The organism is Sphingomonas aliaeris, assembly GCF_016743815.1.
Lineage (GTDB): Bacteria > Pseudomonadota > Alphaproteobacteria > Sphingomonadales > Sphingomonadaceae > Sphingomonas > Sphingomonas aliaeris.
Map to the genome: position 1 here is coordinate 1787070 of NZ_CP061035.1, position 20703 is coordinate 1807772.

At 64.9% G+C, this 20703-nt stretch carries 16 protein-coding genes and 2 pseudogenes; 6 read left to right on the top strand and 12 right to left on the bottom strand.

All coding sequences use genetic code 11. The features are described 5' to 3' along the window. Positions 1-196 precede the first annotated feature (196 nt). From H5J25_RS08435 to H5J25_RS08455, 5 genes are all read left to right on the top strand, one after another. Positions 197-1612, top strand: coding sequence for a coniferyl aldehyde dehydrogenase (locus H5J25_RS08435; RefSeq protein ID WP_202095632.1), 1416 nt, complete (start codon positions 197-199; stop codon positions 1610-1612). A 5-nt stretch (positions 1613-1617) separates the two neighbouring features. Further along, positions 1618-2172 (top strand): DOMON-like domain-containing protein, encoded by a 555-nt coding sequence (locus tag H5J25_RS08440; RefSeq protein ID WP_225883451.1) that lies wholly within the window; start codon positions 1618-1620, stop codon positions 2170-2172. Continuing rightward, a complete protein-coding gene (locus H5J25_RS08445; RefSeq protein WP_202095634.1) occupies positions 2169-3365 on the top strand; it encodes an exo-beta-N-acetylmuramidase NamZ family protein in 1197 nt (398 codons plus the stop codon). Before H5J25_RS08440 ends, H5J25_RS08445 begins: the two co-directional genes overlap by 4 nt. 69 nt (positions 3366-3434) lie before the next feature. Continuing rightward, on the top strand, positions 3435-3764 hold the full coding sequence (locus tag H5J25_RS08450) for a PilZ domain-containing protein (RefSeq protein WP_202095636.1): 330 nt from the start codon (positions 3435-3437) through the stop codon (positions 3762-3764). Between the two features lie 154 nt (positions 3765-3918). Then, entirely contained in the window at positions 3919-4062 is a 144-nt protein-coding gene (locus tag H5J25_RS08455; RefSeq protein ID WP_202095638.1) for a hypothetical protein, read from the top strand. 46 nt (positions 4063-4108) lie between these two features. On the opposite strand, the gene H5J25_RS08460 is transcribed toward H5J25_RS08455, so the two are convergent. From H5J25_RS08460 to H5J25_RS08470, 3 genes and pseudogenes are all read right to left on the bottom strand, one after another. Continuing rightward, complete coding sequence (locus H5J25_RS08460) at positions 4109-5287, bottom strand: vWA domain-containing protein (protein WP_202095640.1); 1179 nt, start codon at positions 5285-5287, stop codon at positions 4109-4111. Positions 5288-5458: 171 nt separating this feature from the next. Then, positions 5459-6005 (bottom strand): annotated as a pseudogene (locus tag H5J25_RS08465) (CHAP domain-containing protein). 148 nt (positions 6006-6153) lie between these two features. Next, on the bottom strand, positions 6154-6624 hold the full coding sequence (locus H5J25_RS08470; RefSeq protein ID WP_202095642.1) for an Lrp/AsnC ligand binding domain-containing protein: 471 nt from the start codon (positions 6622-6624) through the stop codon (positions 6154-6156). A gap of 124 nt (positions 6625-6748) precedes the next feature. On the opposite strand from H5J25_RS08470, the gene putA reads away from it, so the two are divergent. Continuing rightward, positions 6749-10174 carry a bifunctional proline dehydrogenase/L-glutamate gamma-semialdehyde dehydrogenase PutA gene (gene putA / locus H5J25_RS08475; RefSeq protein ID WP_202095643.1) on the top strand — a complete coding sequence of 1142 codons (3426 nt, stop codon included), beginning with the start codon at positions 6749-6751 and terminating at the stop codon, positions 10172-10174. Here the strand turns inward: putA and kynU are convergent. The 9 genes and pseudogenes from kynU to H5J25_RS08520 form a co-directional block, all read right to left on the bottom strand. Next, positions 10075-11307, bottom strand: a complete 1233-nt coding sequence (gene kynU, locus H5J25_RS08480; RefSeq protein WP_202095645.1) for a kynureninase — start codon at positions 11305-11307, stop codon at positions 10075-10077. The genes putA and kynU overlap by 100 nt on opposite strands. 55 nt (positions 11308-11362) lie before the next feature. Then, the gene (locus tag H5J25_RS21130) at positions 11363-12268 is read right to left on the bottom strand and encodes a serine hydrolase domain-containing protein (protein ID WP_202095646.1); all 906 of its coding nucleotides are present in this window, start codon (positions 12266-12268) and stop codon (positions 11363-11365) included. After that, positions 12226-13329 (bottom strand): serine hydrolase domain-containing protein, encoded by a 1104-nt coding sequence (locus tag H5J25_RS21135; RefSeq protein ID WP_202095648.1) that lies wholly within the window; start codon positions 13327-13329, stop codon positions 12226-12228. The genes H5J25_RS21130 and H5J25_RS21135 overlap by 43 nt, the downstream gene beginning before the upstream one ends. Positions 13330-13622: 293 nt before the next feature. Then, positions 13623-14477: pseudogene (locus H5J25_RS08495) on the bottom strand (AAA family ATPase). Between the two features lie 82 nt (positions 14478-14559). Then, the gene (locus tag H5J25_RS08500) at positions 14560-15222 is read right to left on the bottom strand and encodes a DUF6975 family protein (RefSeq protein WP_202095650.1); all 663 of its coding nucleotides are present in this window, start codon (positions 15220-15222) and stop codon (positions 14560-14562) included. A gap of 102 nt (positions 15223-15324) precedes the next feature. Next, positions 15325-15969, bottom strand: coding sequence for a PAS domain-containing protein (locus tag H5J25_RS08505; RefSeq protein WP_202095651.1), 645 nt, complete (start codon positions 15967-15969; stop codon positions 15325-15327). A gap of 215 nt (positions 15970-16184) precedes the next feature. Beyond that, positions 16185-18212, bottom strand: coding sequence for an RNA polymerase sigma factor RpoD (gene rpoD, locus H5J25_RS08510; RefSeq protein WP_202095652.1), 2028 nt, complete (start codon positions 18210-18212; stop codon positions 16185-16187). Beyond that, positions 18212-20122, bottom strand: a complete 1911-nt coding sequence (gene dnaG, locus H5J25_RS08515) for a DNA primase (RefSeq protein WP_202095653.1) — start codon at positions 20120-20122, stop codon at positions 18212-18214. The genes rpoD and dnaG overlap by 1 nt, the downstream gene beginning before the upstream one ends. Beyond that, positions 20119-20571, bottom strand: coding sequence for a GIY-YIG nuclease family protein (locus H5J25_RS08520; RefSeq protein ID WP_202095654.1), 453 nt, complete (start codon positions 20569-20571; stop codon positions 20119-20121). Before H5J25_RS08520 ends, dnaG begins: the two co-directional genes overlap by 4 nt. Positions 20572-20703: the final 132 nt, after the last annotated feature.

A 20703-nucleotide genomic window follows, 5' to 3' on the forward strand; every position in this document is an offset into this window, starting at 1 on the left:
TCTTGTTGCCAAAAAGGTGCGGTAATCTATAAAGGGGTTTTGTCTGTCAGGAATTATGCTGTCCGTAAAGTCTAATGACATCGCTTGTTTTGATCGACGCGGCGAACGACCACCCACAATCCCCCTGCTGTATTTCCGGCGAAACGCGTATCGTCGCCGGCAAGCGGATGAGTCCGCATTTTCGGGAGAGACGAGCATGACCGATCTGCACGCTATTCTGGCGGCCCAGCGTGAGGCGTTCATGGCGGAGTTGCCGGTGTCGATCGCGGTTCGGAAGGACCGGTTGAAGCGGGCGGCGGCGATGGTTTCGGAGAATGCGGCGGCGTTCTGCGACGCCTTGTCTGAGGATTTCGGGCATCGCAGCCGGGAGCAGTCGATGCTGACCGACATTGCGGCGTCGGTCGCGCCGATCAGGCATGCGATCAAGGCGGTCGATGGATGGGCGAAGCGCGACAAGCGACCGGTGCAGTTTCCGCTGGGGCTGCTGGGGGCGCGGGCTTGGGTCGAGTATCAGCCGAAGGGCGTCATCGGGGTGATCGCGCCGTGGAATTTCCCGGTGCAACTGGTGATGGCACCGTTGGCCGGGGTGTTCGCGGCGGGCAACCGGGCGATGGTGAAGACCAGCGAGTTCACGCCCTCCGTCGCCGCTTTGTTCGAGCAGGTCGTCGCCAAATATTTCGCGCCGGAGGAACTGGCGTTCGTGTCCGGTGGGCCGAAGGTCGGCAAGGCGTTCGCGTCGCTGCCGTTCGATCATCTGATCTTCACCGGGGCGACCTCCGTCGGCAAGCATATCCTGCATGCGGCGGCGGACAATCTGGTGCCGGTGACGCTGGAGCTTGGTGGTAAATCCCCGGTGATCGTCGGCAAGGGCGCGGACATCGCGCAGGCGACGGAGCGGGTCGCCTTGGGCAAGATGCTGAACGCCGGGCAGATCTGCCTCGCGCCGGATTATGTGCTGGTCGAGGAATCGCAGGAAGCGGCGGTGGTAGACGGGCTGCGCGCGGCGGCGTCGGCGATGTATCCGACGTTATTGTCCAACCCGGATTACACGTCGGTGGTCAACGACCGGCATTTCCAGCGGCTGACCGACCTGATCGACGACGCGCGCGCCAAGGGGGCGACGGTGGAGGTGGTCAATCCGGGCGGCGAGGATTTCGGCGCGTCCAATGCGCGCAAGATGCCTTTGCATATCGTTACCGACGTCAATGACGACATGGCGATCATGCAGGAGGAGATATTCGGGCCGTTGCTGCCGGTGCGGCGCTATTCGGGGATCGACGATGCGATCCGGCAAGTGAACGGTCGCGATCGTCCGCTGGGCCTGTATTATTTCGGCGGTGATGGCGGCGAGCGGCGGCGCGTGCTGGATCGGACGATCTCGGGCGGGGTGACGGTGGACGACGTGATCTTCCATGTCAGCATGGAGGATCTGCCGTTCGGCGGGGTCGGGCCTTCGGGGATGGGATCGTATCACGGGCGCGACGGCTTCATGACGTTCAGCCATGCCAAGGCGGTGTTCAAACAGGCGAAGTTCGATGTCGCGAAGCTGGCCGGGCTGAAGCCGCCCTACGGCAAGAAGACGATGGCGAGCGTGAAGCGGCAGATGGGGTGACGGGCGTGGATGGCGTGGGTCTGGCGGGATCGTGGACGCTGGTGCCGCATCCCGATTATCCGCCGGTTGCGGCGCGGTCGGTTCGGGTGGACGTTGCGGTGACGGCGGACGGGTGGCGGCTGGACTATCGGGTCGAGGGGGCCGGGGGCGTGCTGCTGCCCGAGCGCGCGGCGGGGGAGCGGACGGACGGGTTGTGGAAGACGACCTGTTTCGAGTTGTTCGTTCGGGCGGAGGAAGGGGCGGGGTATTCCGAGTTCAACTTCTCGCCATCCGGTGACTGGGCGGCGTATTGTTTCGACTTGTATCGCGAGGGGATGCGGGACCTCGTGCTGGCGGGGTCGCCGGACGTTCGGGGTTCGAGCGAGGGTGATTGCTTTCGTCTTGAGGTCGCTTTGGCGGCGGACGGGCTGGCCCCCGATGCTGCTCGTATCGGGCTGAGTGCGGTGATCGAGGAAGCCGGTGCGAAGTCTTTCTGGGCGCTGGATCATGCCGCGGGCGCGCCCGATTTCCATAACCGGGATTGCTTTACGGCGCGGCTGGCGGCACCTGAAGCGTCATGAAATTCGGTATCGATCGCCTGCTGTCCGACCCGGTCCTGCGCCAGCCGCTTGAGGGAAAGCGCGTTGCGCTGCTGGCGCACCCCGCCTCCGTCACGGAGGACCTGACGCATTCGCTGGATGCGCTGATCGCGGCGGGGGTGAACGTGTCGGCGGTGTTCGGGCCGCAGCACGGCGTGCGCGGCGATCTGCAGGACAATATGATGGAGTCGCCGGACTTCACCGATCCGACCTACGGCATGCCGGTGTTCAGCCTGTATGGCGAAGTGCGGCGCCCGACCGCGGATCCGATGGCGACGTTCGACGTGATGCTGGTCGATTTGCAGGATGTCGGGTGCCGCATCTACACGTTCGTGACGACCCTGTTGTACGTGCTGCAGGCGGCGGAAGCGCACGGCAAATCCGTCTGGGTGCTGGACCGGCCCAATCCCGCCGGGCGGCCGATCGAGGGTCTGACGCTGCTGCCCGGTTGGGAAAGCTTCGTGGGTGCCGGGCCGATGCCGATGCGGCACGGCATGACGCTGGGCGAACTGGGGCACTGGTTCATCGCGCAGTACGGGATCGACGTGGAGTACCGCGTGATCGGGATGGAGGGCTGGGCGCCGGACGATGCGCCGGGCTACGGTTGGCCGGTGGACCGCGTTTGGATCAATCCCAGCCCGAACGCCGCGAACGTCAACATGGCGCGGGCCTATGCCGGGACGGTGATGCTGGAAGGCGCGAACCTGTCCGAGGGGCGCGGGACGACGCGGCCGCTGGAACTGTTCGGTGCGCCCGATATCGACGCGAAGGCGGTCATTGCCGAGATGCGCCGGATCGCGCCGAAGTGGCTGGAGGGATGCAGCCTGCGTGATTTCTGGTTCCAGCCGACGTTCCACAAGCATGTCGATACGTTGTGCAACGGCGTGTTCATCCATGCCGAGGGGCCGGGATACGACCACCGACGGTTCCGGCCGTGGCGCGTGCAGGCGGCGGGGTTCAAGGCGATCCGGGCGCTATATCCGGACTATGATCTGTGGCGGGATTTCCCGTACGAATATGAATTCGGCAAGCTGGCGATAGACGTGATCAACGGTGGCCCGGGGCTGCGCGAATGGGTGGACGATCGGGCGGCGGTCGCGGCGGATCTGGATGCGATCACCCGGCCGGACGAGGCGGCGTGGGCCGAGGCTGTGCAGCAGCATTTGTTGTATTGATCCAGTGCTTTAAACTTTCGGTAACCACTTCGTCGTAGGACCGGTGGCGAGATCGAAAGGTGGTGCGACATGGTGACTGATGCGCGGGCGAAACGTGAGAGCGTTTTTCGGAACGCGATCATCACGATGGCCGGATCGAACGCCGAAATCACATGCCGCGTCCGCAACGTGAGCGACACGGGTGCGGGCGTATCGCACGATAACGTCCTGTCGACCGGTATGAAATTGCGGATCGCGATCGGCAAGGCGCCGGCGGTGGACGCGACGGTGGTATGGTCGACGGGAAAGAGCGCCGGGATCACGTTCGACGGTGCGATTCCGCAGGAGGCCCCGGTGGAGGCCGTACCGGAGCCGCGCGCCGGCTGGCTGGCCGGTATCAACGACGCGTATCAAAGGTGATTCGCGGGCCGGGAAACAGGAATCGACGCGGTTTCGGCGTAAAACATCGCTTTGCCGCACAGTAGCTTCAACCCGCCACAAAGCATTGGGATATGTCGCATTTATGCAGCATCGCCCGGCGGGGCAGGGGAATTCGTTTGCGGGGACGACTTCGATGGTATCGGATCATCTTTATTACCAACGGCGTGCAATGCAGGAACAGGTCGCAGCGCGTAACGCGCTGACCGACGAAGCGCGCGAGCGGCGACTGGCGCTGGCGCAGATGTTCCGTGAGAAGCTGGCGGCACTTAACGCCTGAAATCAGGAGGTTGCCGCCCGGTAATGCGGGCGGCTGCGAAGTGTGACTACCGTTTCCGGGTCAATTCGCGCATCCCGTCATCCAGTCCCGCAAGCGTCAGCGGGAACATGCGATCCGTCATCAACTCGCGAATGATCTTCACGCTCTGGGAATAGCCCCATTGCTCCTTCGGGACTGGGTTGAGCCAAATCGCCGCCGGATAGGTCGTGGTCATGCGATGCATCCACACCGCGCCCGATTCTTCGTTGAAATGTTCGACCGAGCCGCCGGGATGCGTGATCTCGTACGGGCTCATCGATGCATCGCCGACGAAGACGAGCTTATAGTCGTGGCCGAATTTATGCAGCACGTCCCACATCGGCGTGCGCTCGGCGAAGCGGCGCTTATTGTCCTTCCACACGCCTTCATACGGGCAATTGTGGAAGTAGAAGAATTCGAGGTTCTTGAATTCGGTGGTCGCGGCGGAGAAGAGTTCCTCGCACAGCTTGACCCACGGATCCATCGAGCCGCCGACGTCTAGAAACAGGAGCAGTTTGACGGCGTTGCGGCGTTCGGCGCGCATCACGACGTCGAGCCAGCCCTGTCGCGCGGTGCCGTCGATCGTCGCGTCGATATCCAGCTCGTCGGCCGCGCCCTCGCGTGCGAACTTGCGCAGGCGGCGGAGCGCGATCTTGATGTTGCGGGTGCCGAGTTCCTTGGTGTTGTCGAGATTCTTGAACTCGCGCTGGTCCCACACCTTCAGCGCGCGCTTGTGCTTGCTTTCGCCGCCGATACGGACGCCTTCGGGATTGTAGCCGCTATTGCCGTAGGGGCTGGTACCGCCGGTGCCGACCCATTTGTTGCCGCCCTGATGCTTGCCCTGCTGTTCCTCCAGCCGCTTCTTGAGCGTTTCCATGATCTCGTCCCAGGAGCCGAGCGACTTGATCGCCTCCATTTCCTCGGGCGTGAGATATTTCTCGGCGACGGCCTTCAGCCAGTCGGCGGGAATCTCCGCATTCTGCGTGCCGAAGCTGGTGGCGATGCCGCGAAACACCTTGGCGAAGACCTGGTCGAACTTGTCGAGCAGCCCCTCGTCCTTCACGTAGACCGAGCGGGAGAGGTAGTAGAATTGCTCCGGCGTGCGATCGATCACATCGGCGTCGAGCGCCTCCAGCAGGATGAGATGTTCTTTCAGGCTGGCAGGGATGCCGGCTGCGCGAAGCTCGTCGAGGAAATTCAGAAACATTGCTGCACGCCCGTAAGTTCACACAAAGTCACACACTCCGCATGCCCGTGAGAGGATCGCGTGGGCGATCACGGTCACGCCACGCGGTGACGACGAGTGATGCCAGAGTTGGACGCGGTAGGACAGCCCCGGATGGTGCGGTTTCGGAAAGCGGGTATCGAAGCCTGAGGATCAGTATGCGTCGATCAGCGCGGCGACATAGTCGGGGTCGCGGCCGGTGAGTTCGGGGGCGGTTCGGGCGCGGGTGGCGGCGGTGCGATCGCCGTCGGGTGCGCCGTAGACGAAGCCGTAAACGGGGTAGGTCCCGCCGCCGAGGCCGTCCATGTCGCGATACCAGACCTTCACCTCGGTCCAGTCGTTGCGGGGCGAGACGTCGGTCAGCGTGACATCCTGTTCGGCATGGCCGCGCTTGCCGTTCTGGCGCGACCAGTTGGCGTGCGTGACCATGACGACGCGGCGCGTGACGACGCGGCTGACGACGGCGACATGGCCGAAGCGGAGGCGGCTGGATTTTTTCGAACACGACGACGGCGCCGACCTGCGGCACGGCACCGCGCTTGTAACGGCCATCGGCCTGGCCCCACCATGTCCATGCGTCGCCGAATATCTGGATACCGGAGGCGGCGCGGGCGAAGGGGACGCATTCGCCGACATAACCGAGCAGCGAGGACGCGCGTGCGGGCGCGACGGCGACGCACGCTGCCGCGACGACGCTCATTGCCCATACGACGGCCCGATGCACTGCTTGCGATCCCCTATTGCGTCCCGGTCGCGGGGAGCGTGGCGGGAAATGGTTAACAAGAAGTTAATTTTTGGCGCCGACGTTTGAAACCGCCTGCCTGCCGGTCGCTGTTTCCCGAGCCGCATCAGACCGGCAAAGCCGTCTCCGTCTTGATTTCCTCCATTACAGCATAGGTGTGAGTCTGCGCGATGCCGGCGATCGATCCCAGTTCCTCTCCCAGAATGCGGCGGTAATCTGCCATGTCGCGGCAGCGGATCTTGAGCAGATAATCGAACCCGCCCGCGACCATGTGGCATTCGGTAATCGATGCGAAGGACTGGATCGACGTCGCGAAGCTGCCGAACACATCCGTCGTCGTGCGGTCCAGCGTGACCTGCACGAACACTGTCAGCCCGAGATCCAGCCGTGTCGGATCGAGCCGCGCGGCATAGCCGGTGATAAAGCCGTCACGTTCGAGCCGCCGCACGCGTTCCTGGCACGGGGTCGGCGTCAGCCCGACCGCGCGGGCCAGTGCCAGGTTCGACATCCTACCGTCCTCTTGCAGCGCGCGGAGGATGCGACGATCGAGGGCGTCGAGGCGGTGGGATGATGACATGGCGGAATTCCTGCATTCTGCGTCGAGCGCAGGATATTTGCCTGTTCGCGGCGCGATATGTCCACTTTATTCGCTGGCGGGGGAGAGGATAAAGGACGATCTCTACTCAACAGGACGCGCCCGCATGACCACGCCCTCCATTGCCTCGCTCGATCGCTCCGCAGTTCATGCGGCCTACCGGATGGACGAGGAGGTGTGCGTCTCCGAACGGCTGGAACAGGCGCGCGCGCCCGCGGAGGAACTCACCGCGACGCACGCGCTGGCGCGCGATCTGGTCGAGGGCGTGCGATCGCGCGGCGAAGGCAATGCGGTCGACAGCCTGCTGCAAAGCTACGCCTTGTCCACCGAGGAGGGCATTGCCTTGATGTGCCTGGCGGAAGCGTTGCTGCGCATTCCCGATGCGGCGACGCGCGACCGGCTGATCGCGGACAAGATCGGCGGTAAGGAATGGAGCGCCAATCTCGGCCGCTCGCAGTCTCTGTTCGTCAACGCATCGACGTTCGGGCTGATGCTGACCGGCAGCGTCGTGACGCTGGGCGAGGTGGACGACTGGGCCGCGATCGCGCGCAAGGCGGTCACGCGGCTGGGCAAACCCGTCATCCGCCGTGCCTTGTTCGAGGGGATGCGGATCCTGGGCCATCATTTCGTGTTCGGCCGGACGATCGGCGAGGCGTTGAAGCGTGGCGGGCAGGGGCGCGAGACGCATTCGTTCGACATGTTGGGCGAAGCGGCGCGGACGCAAGCCGATGCCGACTTCTATTTCGACGCGTATAAGGGCGCGATCGAGGCGGTCGGCAAGGCGCGCGGCCCGGGCGAGGTCGAGAGCGTCGATGGCGTATCGGTTAAGTTGTCCGCGCTGCACCCGCGCTACGAATGGTCGCAGCGCGACCGGATCATGGCCGAGATGCTGCCCCGGCTGCGCGAACTGGCGCTGGCGGCGTCGGCGGCGGACATCTGCCTTGCGATCGATGCCGAGGAAGCGGACCGGTTGGACCTGTCGATGGACCTGATCGAGGCTTTGGTTTCCGACGACGCGCTCTTCGCGAATGGATGGCGCGGGTTCGGCATCGTCATCCAGGCGTATCAGAAGCGCGCGTTGCCGATGATCGACTGGACCGTCGCGCTGGCCCGCAAGCATGATCGCCGCATCATGGTCCGGCTGGTCAAGGGCGCCTATTGGGACAGCGAGATCAAGGCGAGCCAGGTCGGCGGTTTCGTCGATTATCCGGTGTTCACCCGCAAATCCTCGACCGACGTCTCCTATCTGGCGGGCGCGCGCCGCCTGCTCGCTGCGAACGACGTGATCTATTCCGGGTTCGCCACGCACAATGCCGCCAGCGTCGCCGCGATCAAAGCGATGTCGAAGACGGCGGCCGGCGACATTCCATTCGAATTCCAGCGCCTGCACGGCATGGGCGAGGAATTGTACGACGTGCTGCGCGTCCGCGAGGGCAATGCGCCGACCGCGGTGCGGATCTACGCGCCGGTCGGCGGGCATAAGGAATTGCTCGCCTATCTCGTCCGCCGGCTGCTGGAAAACGGCGCGAATGCCTCGTTCGTCAACCGGCTGGCGGATGCCGACTTGCCGGTCGACTCGCTGATCGATCATCCGGTCGAGACGACCGCCGCACTGTCGCCGCGCCGCAACCCGCGTATTCCGTTGCCGAAGGATTTGTTCGCACCGTCGCGCGTGAATTCGGCGGGGATCGAGCTGTCCGATCCGCTGGTTCGTGGTCCGCTGATGGCGCGGCTCGCGGCGCTGGAAGCGAACACGCCGAAGGCCGCGCCGATGATCGGCAAGACGTCGGGCAAGGGGAAGGCCAAACCCGTCACCGCGCCGTTCGATCGCAATATCGTCGTCGGAACGGTGATCGAGGCCGATGCCGGTGCTGTCGATCAGGCCGTGCGGCTGGCGCAGGCGCTGCAGCCCGACTGGGACGCCGCCGGGGTCGATCGCCGTGCCGCCGCGCTGGATAAAGCCGCAGACCTGTACGAGGCGCATTCCGACGAATTGCTATCATTGTGCGTGCGCGAGGCGGGCAAGACGCTGGGCGATGCGATCCTGGAACTGCGCGAGGCGGTCGATTTCCTGCGCTATTATGCGGCCGAGGCGCGTCGGCAGTTCACCCCCGCCGATCCCTTGCCCGGGCCGACCGGTGAATCGAACATCCTCAGCCTGCATGGCCGCGGCGTGATCGCGGCGATCAGCCCGTGGAATTTCCCGCTTGCGATCTTCACGGGTCAGGTCGCCGCCGCGCTCGCCGCGGGCAATGCGGTGATCGCCAAGCCCGCCGGCCAGACGCCGCTGATCGCCGCGCGCGCGGTCGAGTTGCTGCGCCAAGCGGGCGTCCCGGCCGACATCCTGCACCTGCTGCCGGGCGGCGGGGACGTCGGTGCGGCGCTGGTCGCGCATGAGGGAATTTCCGGCGTCGTCTTCACCGGATCGACCAGGACTGCGCGCGCGATCAACCTTATGCTGGCGCAGCGGAACGGCCCGATCGTCCCGCTGATCGCGGAGACGGGCGGGCAGAATGCGATGATCGTGGACAGCTCCGCATTGCCCGAACAGGTCACGCGCGACGTCGTGCAGTCCGCCTTCCAGAGCGCGGGGCAAAGGTGTTCGGCGTTGCGGGTGCTGTATCTGCAGGACGATATCGCCGATGCGACGCTGGAGATGATCTCCGGCGCGATGCGCGCGCTGACGGTCGGTGATCCGCGCCTGCTGTCGACCGATATCGGCCCGGTGATCGATGCCGATGCGCGCAAATCCCTGCAGGATCACAGCGCCGCGCTGGCGGCCTCCACGCTGTGCAAGCTGCCGGTGCCGGCGACACAGGGCGATTTCGTCGCTCCTGCGATCTTCTCGATCCTGGCGATCGGTGCGCTCGACAAGGAGAATTTCGGGCCGCTGCTGCACGTCGTACGCTGGTCCGCCGATGGGCTGGACGGCGTGATCGACGCGATCAACGCCACCGGTTTCGGCCTGACCCTGGGCGTGCACAGCCGCATCGACACGGTGATCGAACGCGTCACCGCGCGCGCCCGCGTCGGCAACATCTACGTCAATCGCAACCAGATCGGCGCGGTCGTCGGCAGCCAGCCGTTCGGCGGGGAGGGCCTGTCGGGCACCGGCCCCAAGGCGGGCGGGCCGCACTATCTCGCGCGGTTCGCGACGGAGCGTACGGTGTGCGTGGATACGACGGCGGCGGGGGGAATGCGACTTTGCTCGCCAGCTAACCCCGCCCTTCTTCCCCCCTTTCTGAAAGGGAGGGGCCGGGGGTGGGTAGGCCAATTGGCAGGACAGAACGCGTCTAGACCGTCCACACCCCAAATCGCCGTTCGCCCTGAGCCTGTCCAAGGTCCTGCCCAAGGGACAAGTGCTTCGACGGGCTCAGCGCGAACGGGGTGGGAGGGAACAGTGCCGCGGGCCTCACACGGGTCGCAGTGTCCTCAAGTTACCGCGGACCGTGCATGGAATTCCGGCGCATCCCAGGACTCGCTCGCCAGCACGTCGCGCAGTACCTCCACCGCACGCCAGACATCTTCATAGCCGACATATAGCGGCGTGAAGCCGAACCGCAGGATATCCGGCGCGCGGAAATCGCCGACGACGCCGCGCGCGATCAGCGCCTGCATCACCGGATATCCGTGGTCGTGGGCGAAGGACACGTGGCTGCCCCGCACGCGGGCATCGCGCGGCGATGCGAGGGTCAGGCCAAGGCCGGCGCACTGGCTTTCCACCAGGTCCACGAACAGGTCGCAGAGCGCCCGCGACTTGGCGAAGAGCGCGGTCCGATCCGCCTCCAGCATCAGGTCCACGCCGACCTCCAGCGCGGCCATGCCGATCACCGGCGGCGTGCCGCACAGGAACCGGTTCACGCCCGCACCCGCGGCATAATCATCGCCGAAATCGAACGGCGCGGCATGGCCCATCCAGCCGGTCAGCGGGGATCGCAATTCCGCCTGATGCCGGTCCGCGACGTACAGGAATGCGGGCGCGCCCGGCCCGCCGTTCAGATATTTATACCCGCATCCGATCGCCAGATCCGCGCCCGCCGCGTTCAGGTCGATCGGCACAGCGCCCGCGCTATGGCTCAAGTCCCACAGCATCAGCGCGCCCTCCGCCTGCGCGGCGCGGGTCATCGCCGGCATGTCGAACATCGCGCCGGTCTTGTAATGGACGTGCGTCAGCATCACGACCGCGACGTGGTCGTCGATCGCCGCGACGATGTCCTCGCGCGCTACGGTCCGCACGCTTGCGCCCGGGATCATCGCCGCGACGCCCTGCGCGACGTACAGGTCGGTGGGGAAATTGCCGGGCTCGGTGAGGATGACGGTCCGGCCGGGACGCGCGCCGATCGCGGCATGCAGCAGCTTGAACAGATTGACCGAGGTCGAATCCGCCACGACGATTTCATGCGGTTCGGCGCCGAGCAGGCCGGCGATCTTTCCGCCGATGCGTTGCGGCGCGCCGATCCAGTCGGCGTCGTTCCAACTGCCGATCAGCCCGCGGCCCCATTCGCTGGTCACCGTATCCGCGACGCGCGCGGCGGTGGCACGGGGCAGCGCGCCCAGCGAGTTTCCGTCTAGATAGATCACGCCTTCGGGCAGCGCGAACCGGTCGCGAAACGGCGCCAGCGTGTCCTGGGCGTCCATCCGCCGAACGTCTTGCACATCAGTCATGAGCCGCTGATGCGCCGATCAGGCGACCGCGACAATCCCGGCAATGACCGCGCTGCTACGGTTGTGGCGTGTAGACATATTCGTGCTGGGCATCGCGCATCACCAGCGCGTCGAACCTGTCGCCCGGCTTCACGATCAATGGCCAGCCGACCAGCCCAGGATCGGCCATCACGAAGCTGGTCGAGCCGTCGGGATTCTTGCGCGTGACCATGCGGGAGGAGAAGCTGCCGAAGTCGAATACGGGGCCTGCCTTTCCGGGTCGCACGGTGATCGTGCCGAGATCGGGGCTGGTATAACGGGGTGCGAGCCGGGCGGTCGCGGCGGGGTCGGCCGGAACCTGGAGATGGCTGCGTTCTTCCGCCTCGTCGGCGCGGAGGCTTTTGACCACGCCGGCGATATCGCCCACAGCTTCCGGCTTGCCGTCATACACGACCTCGAGGATGCGGCGCAGGAAGCTGGCAAGAAGCGGGCGGCCATTGTCCGAATTGGTGAGCAGGACCGCGCCGATCCCCGCCTCTGGAATGACCAGCCAGTCGCTTTTATAGCCGGCCATCGACCCGCCGTGATGGACCACGCGGACGCCGTAGCGCTCGTTATTCTCGAGCCCCATGCCGTAGGTCGTGCCCTCGGCATAAGGCACGCCGCGGAAGCGTCGTTCGAGCAGGTTAGCAGGCGCGACGAGCTGTTTGCCGGACGCGAGCTTGCCCTCGTTCAACTCGTTCAGCGCGTAGAGCGCCATATCGTGTGTGGTGGACCAGGCGCCGCCGGCGGGACGCGCGAAATAGATGCTGTCGTTGAGCGACCACGCGCCCGCGCTCGGCTTGCCATCGACATCGTCGGCGTGCGGCGAGGCGACGTTGCCGCGCAGCGCTTCGCCGAAGTCGAAGGTCGTCGCGGTCATGCCGAGCGGCTGCCAGATCATCTCCCGCATCGCGCGATCGTAGCCGGCACCCATTTCCATCGTGGGATAGGCGATATGCGCGGCGACATACCCGCCGCCGCGGCGAGGATGTTGCTGTATTGATACACTTCGCCGAACTTGCTCGTCGGCTGCATCGTTTTCATGATGTCGAAGACGCGCGACGCCGGGGTCTTCAGGTCGCCGGTCATAATCCATTCCAGATCCTGACGTGGCATGCCGGTACAGGCGCAGACGAGGTGGCGGATACGGATCGCCTTCGTCACGTCGTCGCTGCCGAGGCGAAAGGCGGGATAGGCGTCCGCCACCGGCTGGTCCCAGCGCAACTTGCCCTGATCGACCAGCTTCGCGAGCAGCAGCGTCGTCATCCCTTTCGTATTGCTGGCGATCATGAAGCGGGTATTCGCGTCGACCTTCTCCGGCTTGCCGAGTTCGCGGACGCCGATGCCGCCTTCGTCGACGATCCTGCCGTCCTGGATGAACGCAACACCTGCGCCGGGAATGCCGAGTTGCCGCATGCCGTCCGCGACGAATTCCCTGATCAGGGCGATGCGGGCAGGATCGAGCTTGTGCGGAACGCGTCCGGCGAAGCTTTCCTTCACGTATTTTGCGGGCCGGATACTGTCGAAGAACGTGTTAATAGCGCCCGAGCGCTTGTTGAAGGTCGCCCAACCGCCGTCACCGAGCAGGACGAGCCACGATGCACCTGCTCGATAGGGCGTGGCGACGATCGAGCGCTTTTCGTTGGGCGAGGTTTCGTAATCGAAATTCACGATCTCGTCCCAGCCTTCGCGCGCGGGCATCGGGGTGGAGAGGCGGAGCTTGCGCGCGAAGCCGGGTTCCGCGAGCGCATGAGCGGCGGCGACCGCAGCGGCGGCGTCCTTCGCCGGGCCGACATCGACCAACGTCATGCGCAGATCGCCTTCCGGCGCGATCAGTCGGACGATCTTGTCGGCGCGTTCCAGCGTCCAGTCCGCGGGGGCGGCGAAGCGCGCGTCGGCGGTGGTGATCGTCTGCCCCGCCGCCGGTATCGTTTCCGCGCTGGCTGGCTGGCACAAGCCGAGCACCGCAACGGTCGTCATCAATGTCCAAAGTTTCGTCATGATCTCCCCCGGATCCATAGTGCGATCCCGGGCGGGTCGAAGCACAAGTCCCTTGTGCAGGCCCGTGGACAACCGCGGGGCGAACAATGGGGTCGGCATTGCGGCACGTCTTCACGCTCGAGATCTGAGGCGAAGGTAGCGCATGGATCAGTGGCGGAATTGGACGAAAACGTCGCGTCGGTACGCGCGAGCGGTGGGGCGGCCTGGCTATTGACAGCCAAGTCGTTGCGGAGACGAGAGATTACGAATTCCCGCCTGCGCGGGAATGTTGCAGGGTTAAATGATCGGCGCGATCATCCCTTGTTCTGCTGACGCTTGGCCATGAAGGCGAGGCGTTCGAACAGCATCACGTCCTGTTCGTTCTTCAGCAACGCGCCGTGCAGCGGGGGATTGCCTTGGTCGGATCTCGATTCTGGAGGATTTCCAGCGGCATATCCTCATGCAACAACAGCTTGAGCCAATCGAGCAGTTCGCTCGTGCTGGGCTTCTTCTTCAATCCGGGCACGTCGCGGACGTCGTAGAAGATGTCCATCGCCTTGCTGACGAGGATCTTCTGGATGCCGGGAAAGTGCACGTCGACGATCGCCTGCATCGTGTCGCGATCGGGGAACTTGATATAGTGGAAGAAGCAGCGGCGCAGGAATGCGTCGGGCAGTTCCTTTTCATTGTTGCTGGTGATGACGACGATCGGGCGTTCGACCGCGCGGACGGTTTCCTTCGTTTCGTAGACGTGGAATTCCATGCGATCGAGTTCCTGCAACAGATCGTTGGGGAATTCGATGTCCGCCTTGTCGATCTCGTCGATCAGCAGGACGGGGGGGCTTGGGGCGGGTGAACGCCTCCCACAGCTTACCCTTGCGGATGTAATTGCCGATGTCATGGACGCGTTCGTCGCCCAATTGGCCATCGCGCAGGCGGGCGACGGCGTCATATTCGTACAGGCCCTGCTGCGCCTTAGTGGTGGATTTGACGTTCCACTCGATGAGTTCTGCATCGACGGCCTTGGCGATCTCATAGGCGAGGACGGTCTTGCCGGTGCCGGGTTCGCCCTTGACCAGCAACGGGCGGCGGAGCGTGACGGCGGCGTTGACCGCGACTTTCAGATCGTCGGTGGCGACATAGCTTTGCGTGCCTTCGAAGCGCTTCATATCCGTCGTCCAATCCCGTTTCGACTATCGGGTATGGCGATAGAGGGAAGTCACGGCCAAGCGCAAGCGCGCGATAGGAAAACTACTGATGATCGCGGGCGCTGGCGCGGGCCTCGAGCAGATCCCACAGGCCGCGATGCTGGGCGAGCAATTGCTGCGCGCCGAAGGCCATCGCGCGTTCGACGCCGGGCGTCTCGCCGAGCGTGGCGACGACCGTTTCGATCTCGTCGTCGATCGGCAGGACGCGGTCGGGCGGGGTGATGCCGAAGCGGTGCGCGGCGACATCCAAAACGACGCGGATCGACGTCCAGTCGAGCAATAGCGCGGTCGCGGCGCCGGTCGCGCAGCCCGCGCGATCGGATTGTGCGAGCATATCGAGCGCGTGCCGCTGGCCCAGGATCGCGGCCTCGGACTCCGCCTGGCCCGGGGTGGAGGGGGCGTGACCGGCGGCGGCGGTGAGCCGGGCGAGATAGGTGCGTTCCTCGGTAAAGGCGGTCGAGGCGGCGTGCAGCCAGGTCTGTGCGAGCGGTTGCGCGTTGCGGGTCGCGGCATGTTCGATCACGCCGGGAAGGCGGCCGTGGAGCATGCACCAGGCATGGACCGCGTCGGCGAGGTCGCGCATCGACGCGGTGCGCGTGGACAGACGGCGCACCATCGGATGCGTCGCACCGCCGTCGCTTGCGGCGAGGGCGGCGATGATGCCCCAACTGCCCGCGGCGCGCGCCAGATTCGTCGATCCGAACACTATAGACCCCCGGGGAAATACCGGCGCGCTGCTGTGCGTGCCTGCAACCGTGTTGGGGGCCAGTGTTATACCGAACGGCGTAAAGACGTGGTGTATCCGGGGTTAAGTATCTTTCAACGTTATCGCCGTGCCGGTCGCCGCTGCTGGGGGCGCGGGGGCGGTGATATCCTCGATCCGCGCGGCGACGCCGCGGCGATGGGGATCGAGTTGCAGCGTCAGGATGCCGCCGGCCCGCCGGGGCGAGGGCAGGTCGATCGTCTGGCTTACCCCCGCCGCGACGACGTGGTGGAGCGTATTGATCAGCGCCTCGCGCGACGGAATCGGCACCAGAGTATCGAGCGACAGGCCGGGGGCGACCGCCTCGCCGAAATAGGCGCGCGCCGTGCGGCTCGACGCGGTGATGCGCAGATCCGGCCCCGCGATCACGATCATGTCGCGGACGAGATCGAGCAACGCCGTTGAATCCAGCGCCTGGACGCCCCGGTCGGGCACGTGCGGCGCGACGAGCGTTTCCATCACCTCGATCGAGGTCAGGACCAGGCGGGGGCGGCCGCGGAACATGACGTAGACGGGGGTGCGGGCGGCGCGTTCCTGCCACAGGCCGAAATGCCGGACGAGATCGGATGCGGTGACGATATCCGCGCGGGCTACGTCGTGCCGTCCGACGACCGGATGCGCGCCAGCGGGCGTGATGCCGGTGGGCGTTTCGCGAGCAGGGCGCGGGGTGTGGGCGGGGGGCGCTGTCATGACCGGATGGAAGCGCGGTTGGAAGCGTCGCGCAATGAGGCTGGTCCGTAGCGGTGATAATTTCGTCTGGATGGTGGCTGGCCTGGCGTGCGGCGCGGTTGGGTGCGAGCCGTTGACCGGCGCGGTTATGGATCGCCGCCTGCGCGGGGATGACGGGGGCGCGAGGTCGCCGGATACCGAAACCCCCGCCTTTTCGGGGCGGGGGGTCGGTAGGCTTACTGGTCGAGGAAGCTGCGCATCTTGCGCGAGCGGCTCGGATGCTTGAGCTTGCGGAGCGCTTTTGCCTCGATCTGGCGGATGCGTTCGCGGGTCACGCTGAACTGCTGGCCGACTTCCTCCAGCGTGTGATCGGTGTTCATGCCGATGCCGAAGCGCATGCGCAGCACGCGTTCCTCACGCGGGGTGAGCGACGCCAGCACGCGCGTGACGGTTTCCTTGAGGTTCGCCTGGATCGCGGCATCGACCGGGATGATCGCGTTCTTGTCCTCGATGAAGTCGCCCAGATGGCTGTCTTCCTCGTCGCCGATCGGCGTTTCGAGGCTGATCGGCTCCTTGGCGATCTTCATCACCTTGCGGACCTTTTCCAGCGGCATGGACAGGCGCTCTGCCATTTCCTCCGGAGTCGGTTCGCGGCCCTGTTCGTGCAGGAACTGGCGGCTGGTGCGGACGAGCTTGTTGATCGTCTCGATCATATGGACCGGGATACGGATCGTGCGCGCCTGATCCGCGATCGAGCGCGTGATCGCCTGACGGATCCACCATGTCGCATAGGTACTGAACTTGTAGCCGCGGCGATATTCGAACTTATCGACCGCCTTCATCAGGCCGATATTGCCCTCCTGAATGAGATCCAGGAACTGCAGCCCGCGATTGGTGTATTTCTTGGCAATCGAGATGACGAGACGGAGGTTCGCCTCGACCATTTCCTTCTTGGCGATACGCGCCTCGCGCTCGCCCTTCTGGACCATGTTGACGATGCGGCGGAATTCCGGGAGCGCCATGCCGGTCTGCTGGGAGATTTCGGAAATCTCCATGCGGATGCGGTCGACGGAATCGGTTTCCGCCGCGACGAATGCCGCCCATTTCTTGTCGAGCTTGCCGAGGTTCGGGATCCACTGCTCGTCCAGTTCGTGGCCGATATAGCGATCGAGGAAGTCCTTGCGCGGCACCTTGTGGCGCTCGGCAAGGCGCAGCATCTGGCCGCCAAGCGCGGTCAGACGACGGTTATAGGCATAGAGCTGATCGACGAGATATTCGATCTTCGCATTGTGGAACTGGACGCTCTCGACCTCTGCGGTGAGTTCCTCGCGCAGCTTCTGATACTTGCGTTCGTCCGCTGCCGACAGTTCGCCGCCCGCGCCCATCGCGTCGAGGCGCTGGCCCTGCATCTTGCTGAACTTCTTGTAGAGCGCGGTGATGCTGGCGAAGCGTTCGAGCGCGATCGGCTTCAACTGTTCTTCCATCTGCGCGAGCGAGAGGGTGTTGTCCTCCTCCTCGTCATCGGACGGACGCGGCGTGCGCCGCTCCTGCATCGAATCCTCGTCCTCGTCGGCGGGAGCCTCTTCCGGTTCTTCCTCTTCCTTGAAGGACGGGCCGGCGGTCTTCTCGCTGATCTCGCCCGATCCTTCCTCGTCGTCGGTGAGCGATTCGGGGGCGGGATCCTTTGACAGCATCGCGTCGAGATCCATGATCTCGCGCAGCTGCATCGTGCCTTCGTTGAGCGCGGTCGACCAGTCGATGATCGCGTTGAAGGTGATCGGCGATCCGCACAGGCCGAGGATCATCGTGTCGCGACCGGCCTCGATCCGCTTGGCGATGGCGATCTCGCCCTCGCGGCTGAGCAATTCGACGGCGCCCATCTCACGCAGGTACATGCGGACGGGATCGTCGGTGCGATCGACAACTTCCTTCTTCTTGACGTCGATCTGTTGCGATCCGTCGTCGGATGCGTCGACCGATCCGACCTCATCCTCGTCCGCAGGCTTCTCGTCGCCTTCCTCGCCGGCTTCGTCATTCTCGACGATGTTTATGCCCATCTCGCTCAGCGCCGAGGAGATATCCTCGATCTGATCGGACGACATCTCGCCCTGCGGCAGCGCTTCGTTCAGCTGTTCGTAGGTGATGTAGCCGCGCTTCTTGGCGCGGGCGATCACCTTCTTGATCGACGCATCGTTGAGATCGATCAGCGGAGCATCGCCGTTTTCAGTGATGTCGGTCGCTTCCGCCATGTCCGTTTTCGCCATTAATTGCCCTCAGCACCAAAAGCCCTGGCGTCTTCGTTCGCCTGCACCAGATTTGCAAGTCGAGCGTCGAGCGCCTGTTGTTCCTTCACCAGCGCCACCTGTCGCTCGTACGCCTTGTCCCAATCGAACGCGGCTTCCGAGTAACGCGCCTGCATTTCCGCCGTCGCATCGGCCAGCGCCGCATCCACTTCGGGGCGGGACACCAGGATCGCGATGGCCTCGTCGAGGTCCTCGCGCGCCCTTTGCGGCTCCGCATCCCTCAAGGTGAAGGATAGCGACAACTGGTCCGGCCGAAGCAGTTCGTGCGCGATTATATCAAATCCAGATGTCGCCAATATGGTGAGAAGGCGATCACTATCAAGCGTCTCGCCGCGATCCGCATCTTCGAGTGCCAAATCGACTACCGCCTCGAACAGCCGGCCGAGTGCGCCATCGGCCAGTTTGAGCGATCCCAGCACCTCCATATGGCGGGCAATCTCAGCCGGATGGCGGATCAGCCCGGCAAGCACCGCCTTGGCAAGGATGCGGTCGATGCCGCCCGCGCGCACGCCCTTCGCGCCTTCGCCGACGGGGCCGGGCGGCGCCTTCCACGGCTGGCCGGGCTTGCGCTGCGTGCGCTGCTGCGGCTGGAACGGGCGGAACGGTTCGCGCTTGCGGGCGTAGAGATCGTCGAAGCGGCGGCGGAATTCGGCGATATATTCGTGCTTCACGTTCTGGTCGGCGATCAACCCGGCGAGTTCGTTGAGGCGATGCTTGAACCCGGCCTTCTGTTCCGGCGTGTCGAGCGGTTCGAGCGCGAGTTCGTGCGCCCAGAGCTTGTCGACGAGCGGATCGGGGGATTTCAACAGCGCATCGAACGCCGCCGCGCCCTTGGTGCGGACGAGATCGTCGGGATCCTGACCCTGCGGCAGCGTGACGAAGGCGAGGCTGCGGCCGGGCGCGAGCATCGGCAGCGCGCGGTGGGCGGCGCGGATCGCGGCTTTCTGGCCCGCGCTGTCGCCGTCGAGGCACAGGATCGGCACGTCGCTCATCCGCCACAGGCGTTCCAGCTGCGCCTCGGTCAGCGCGGTGCCGAGCGGGGCGACGGCTTCCTCGAACCCCGCCTGCGCCAGCGCGATGACGTCCATATAGCCTTCGACCACCAGCACGCGGCCCGATTTGCGCGCGGCGGGAGCTGCGCGATCGAGATTGTAGAGCGTGCGGCCCTTGTCGAAGAGCGGGGTTTCGGGCGAGTTCAGGTATTTTGGTTCGCCGTCTCCGATGATGCGCCCGCCGAAGGCGACGGTGCGCCCGCGCGGATCGCGGATCGGGATCATCAACCGGCCGCGGAAGCGATCGTAGGGCGTCTTTTCCTCGACCGAGATGAGCAGCCCCGCCTCGATCAGCAGCGGGTCCCCGTACGTCTTGAGCGCGTCCTTGAGTTTGGAGCGCGAATCCGGCGCGTAGCCGAGCGCGAACGTGCGCGCGGTTTCGGGCATGATGCCGCGTTTCTCCAGGATCGCGCGGGCGTCGGCGCCGGCGATGCCGTTCAGCTGATCGGTGAACCATGTCGCGGCATCGGCACACGCCTCGTGCAGGCCCTTCGCCGCCTCCGCCTTTTCGGCGGCGCGCGGGTCCATCGCGGGCATCTCCATCCCGGCGGACTGGGCGAGGTCCTTCACCGCATCCATGAACGGCAAACCGCGCTGGTCGGTCATCCACCGGATCGCGTCGCCATGCGCGGAGCAGCCGAAGCAGTGGTAGAAGCCCTTGTCGTCATTGACGTAGAAGCTGGGGCTCTTCTCGTTATGGAACGGGCAACAGGCACGATATTCGCGGCCGGCCTTTTGCAGCTTGGTGGTCTGCCCGATGAGCGCGGACAGGAGCGTGCGGGCGCGGAGTTCGTCGAGGAATTGGGGGGATAGGGTCATGGGATGGGGCCGGGGGGTTGGGCAAGTGTCGGTCTTGGTGCTTCGACCGGCTCAGCACAAACGGTTGGTTTGATATCGTGGCCTTCGATATCCTCGCATTTTATATTTTCGTCCTCGATACCGACGCCCCCACCTTTCTCCGTTCGTCCTGAGCTTGTCGAAGGACGTGCAACACGCGACGCCGCCAATTGCGAAAGGCATATCCAGTCGCCCGCTATTAACGCTTCCTTCTTCGCCCGCGACCAACCCTTGATACGGCGTTCTGCTTCCAGCGCTTCAATCCTGCTTTCGAATTCTTGGGACCATAGCGGCGTGATGGGCTGACGGCGCGCAGTATAATCGCAGCCGCGACCGGATTGATGGGCATCGATCCGGTAGCCCAGATCCTCGCAATGCCCCGCATAATAGCTGCCGTCGCCGCAGCGCAGAAGGTACGCCCAGAACGTCATGTCGTCGCGATGACAGATCGTGGCGATTCGGTCGAGGGGGCGTGGGCGGGCTTTTGGCGGGGGCGGTGCTTTGGGCATGTCCTTCGACAAGCTCAGGACGAACGGTGGTGCGGTACTTTCACGGTCAGCTCG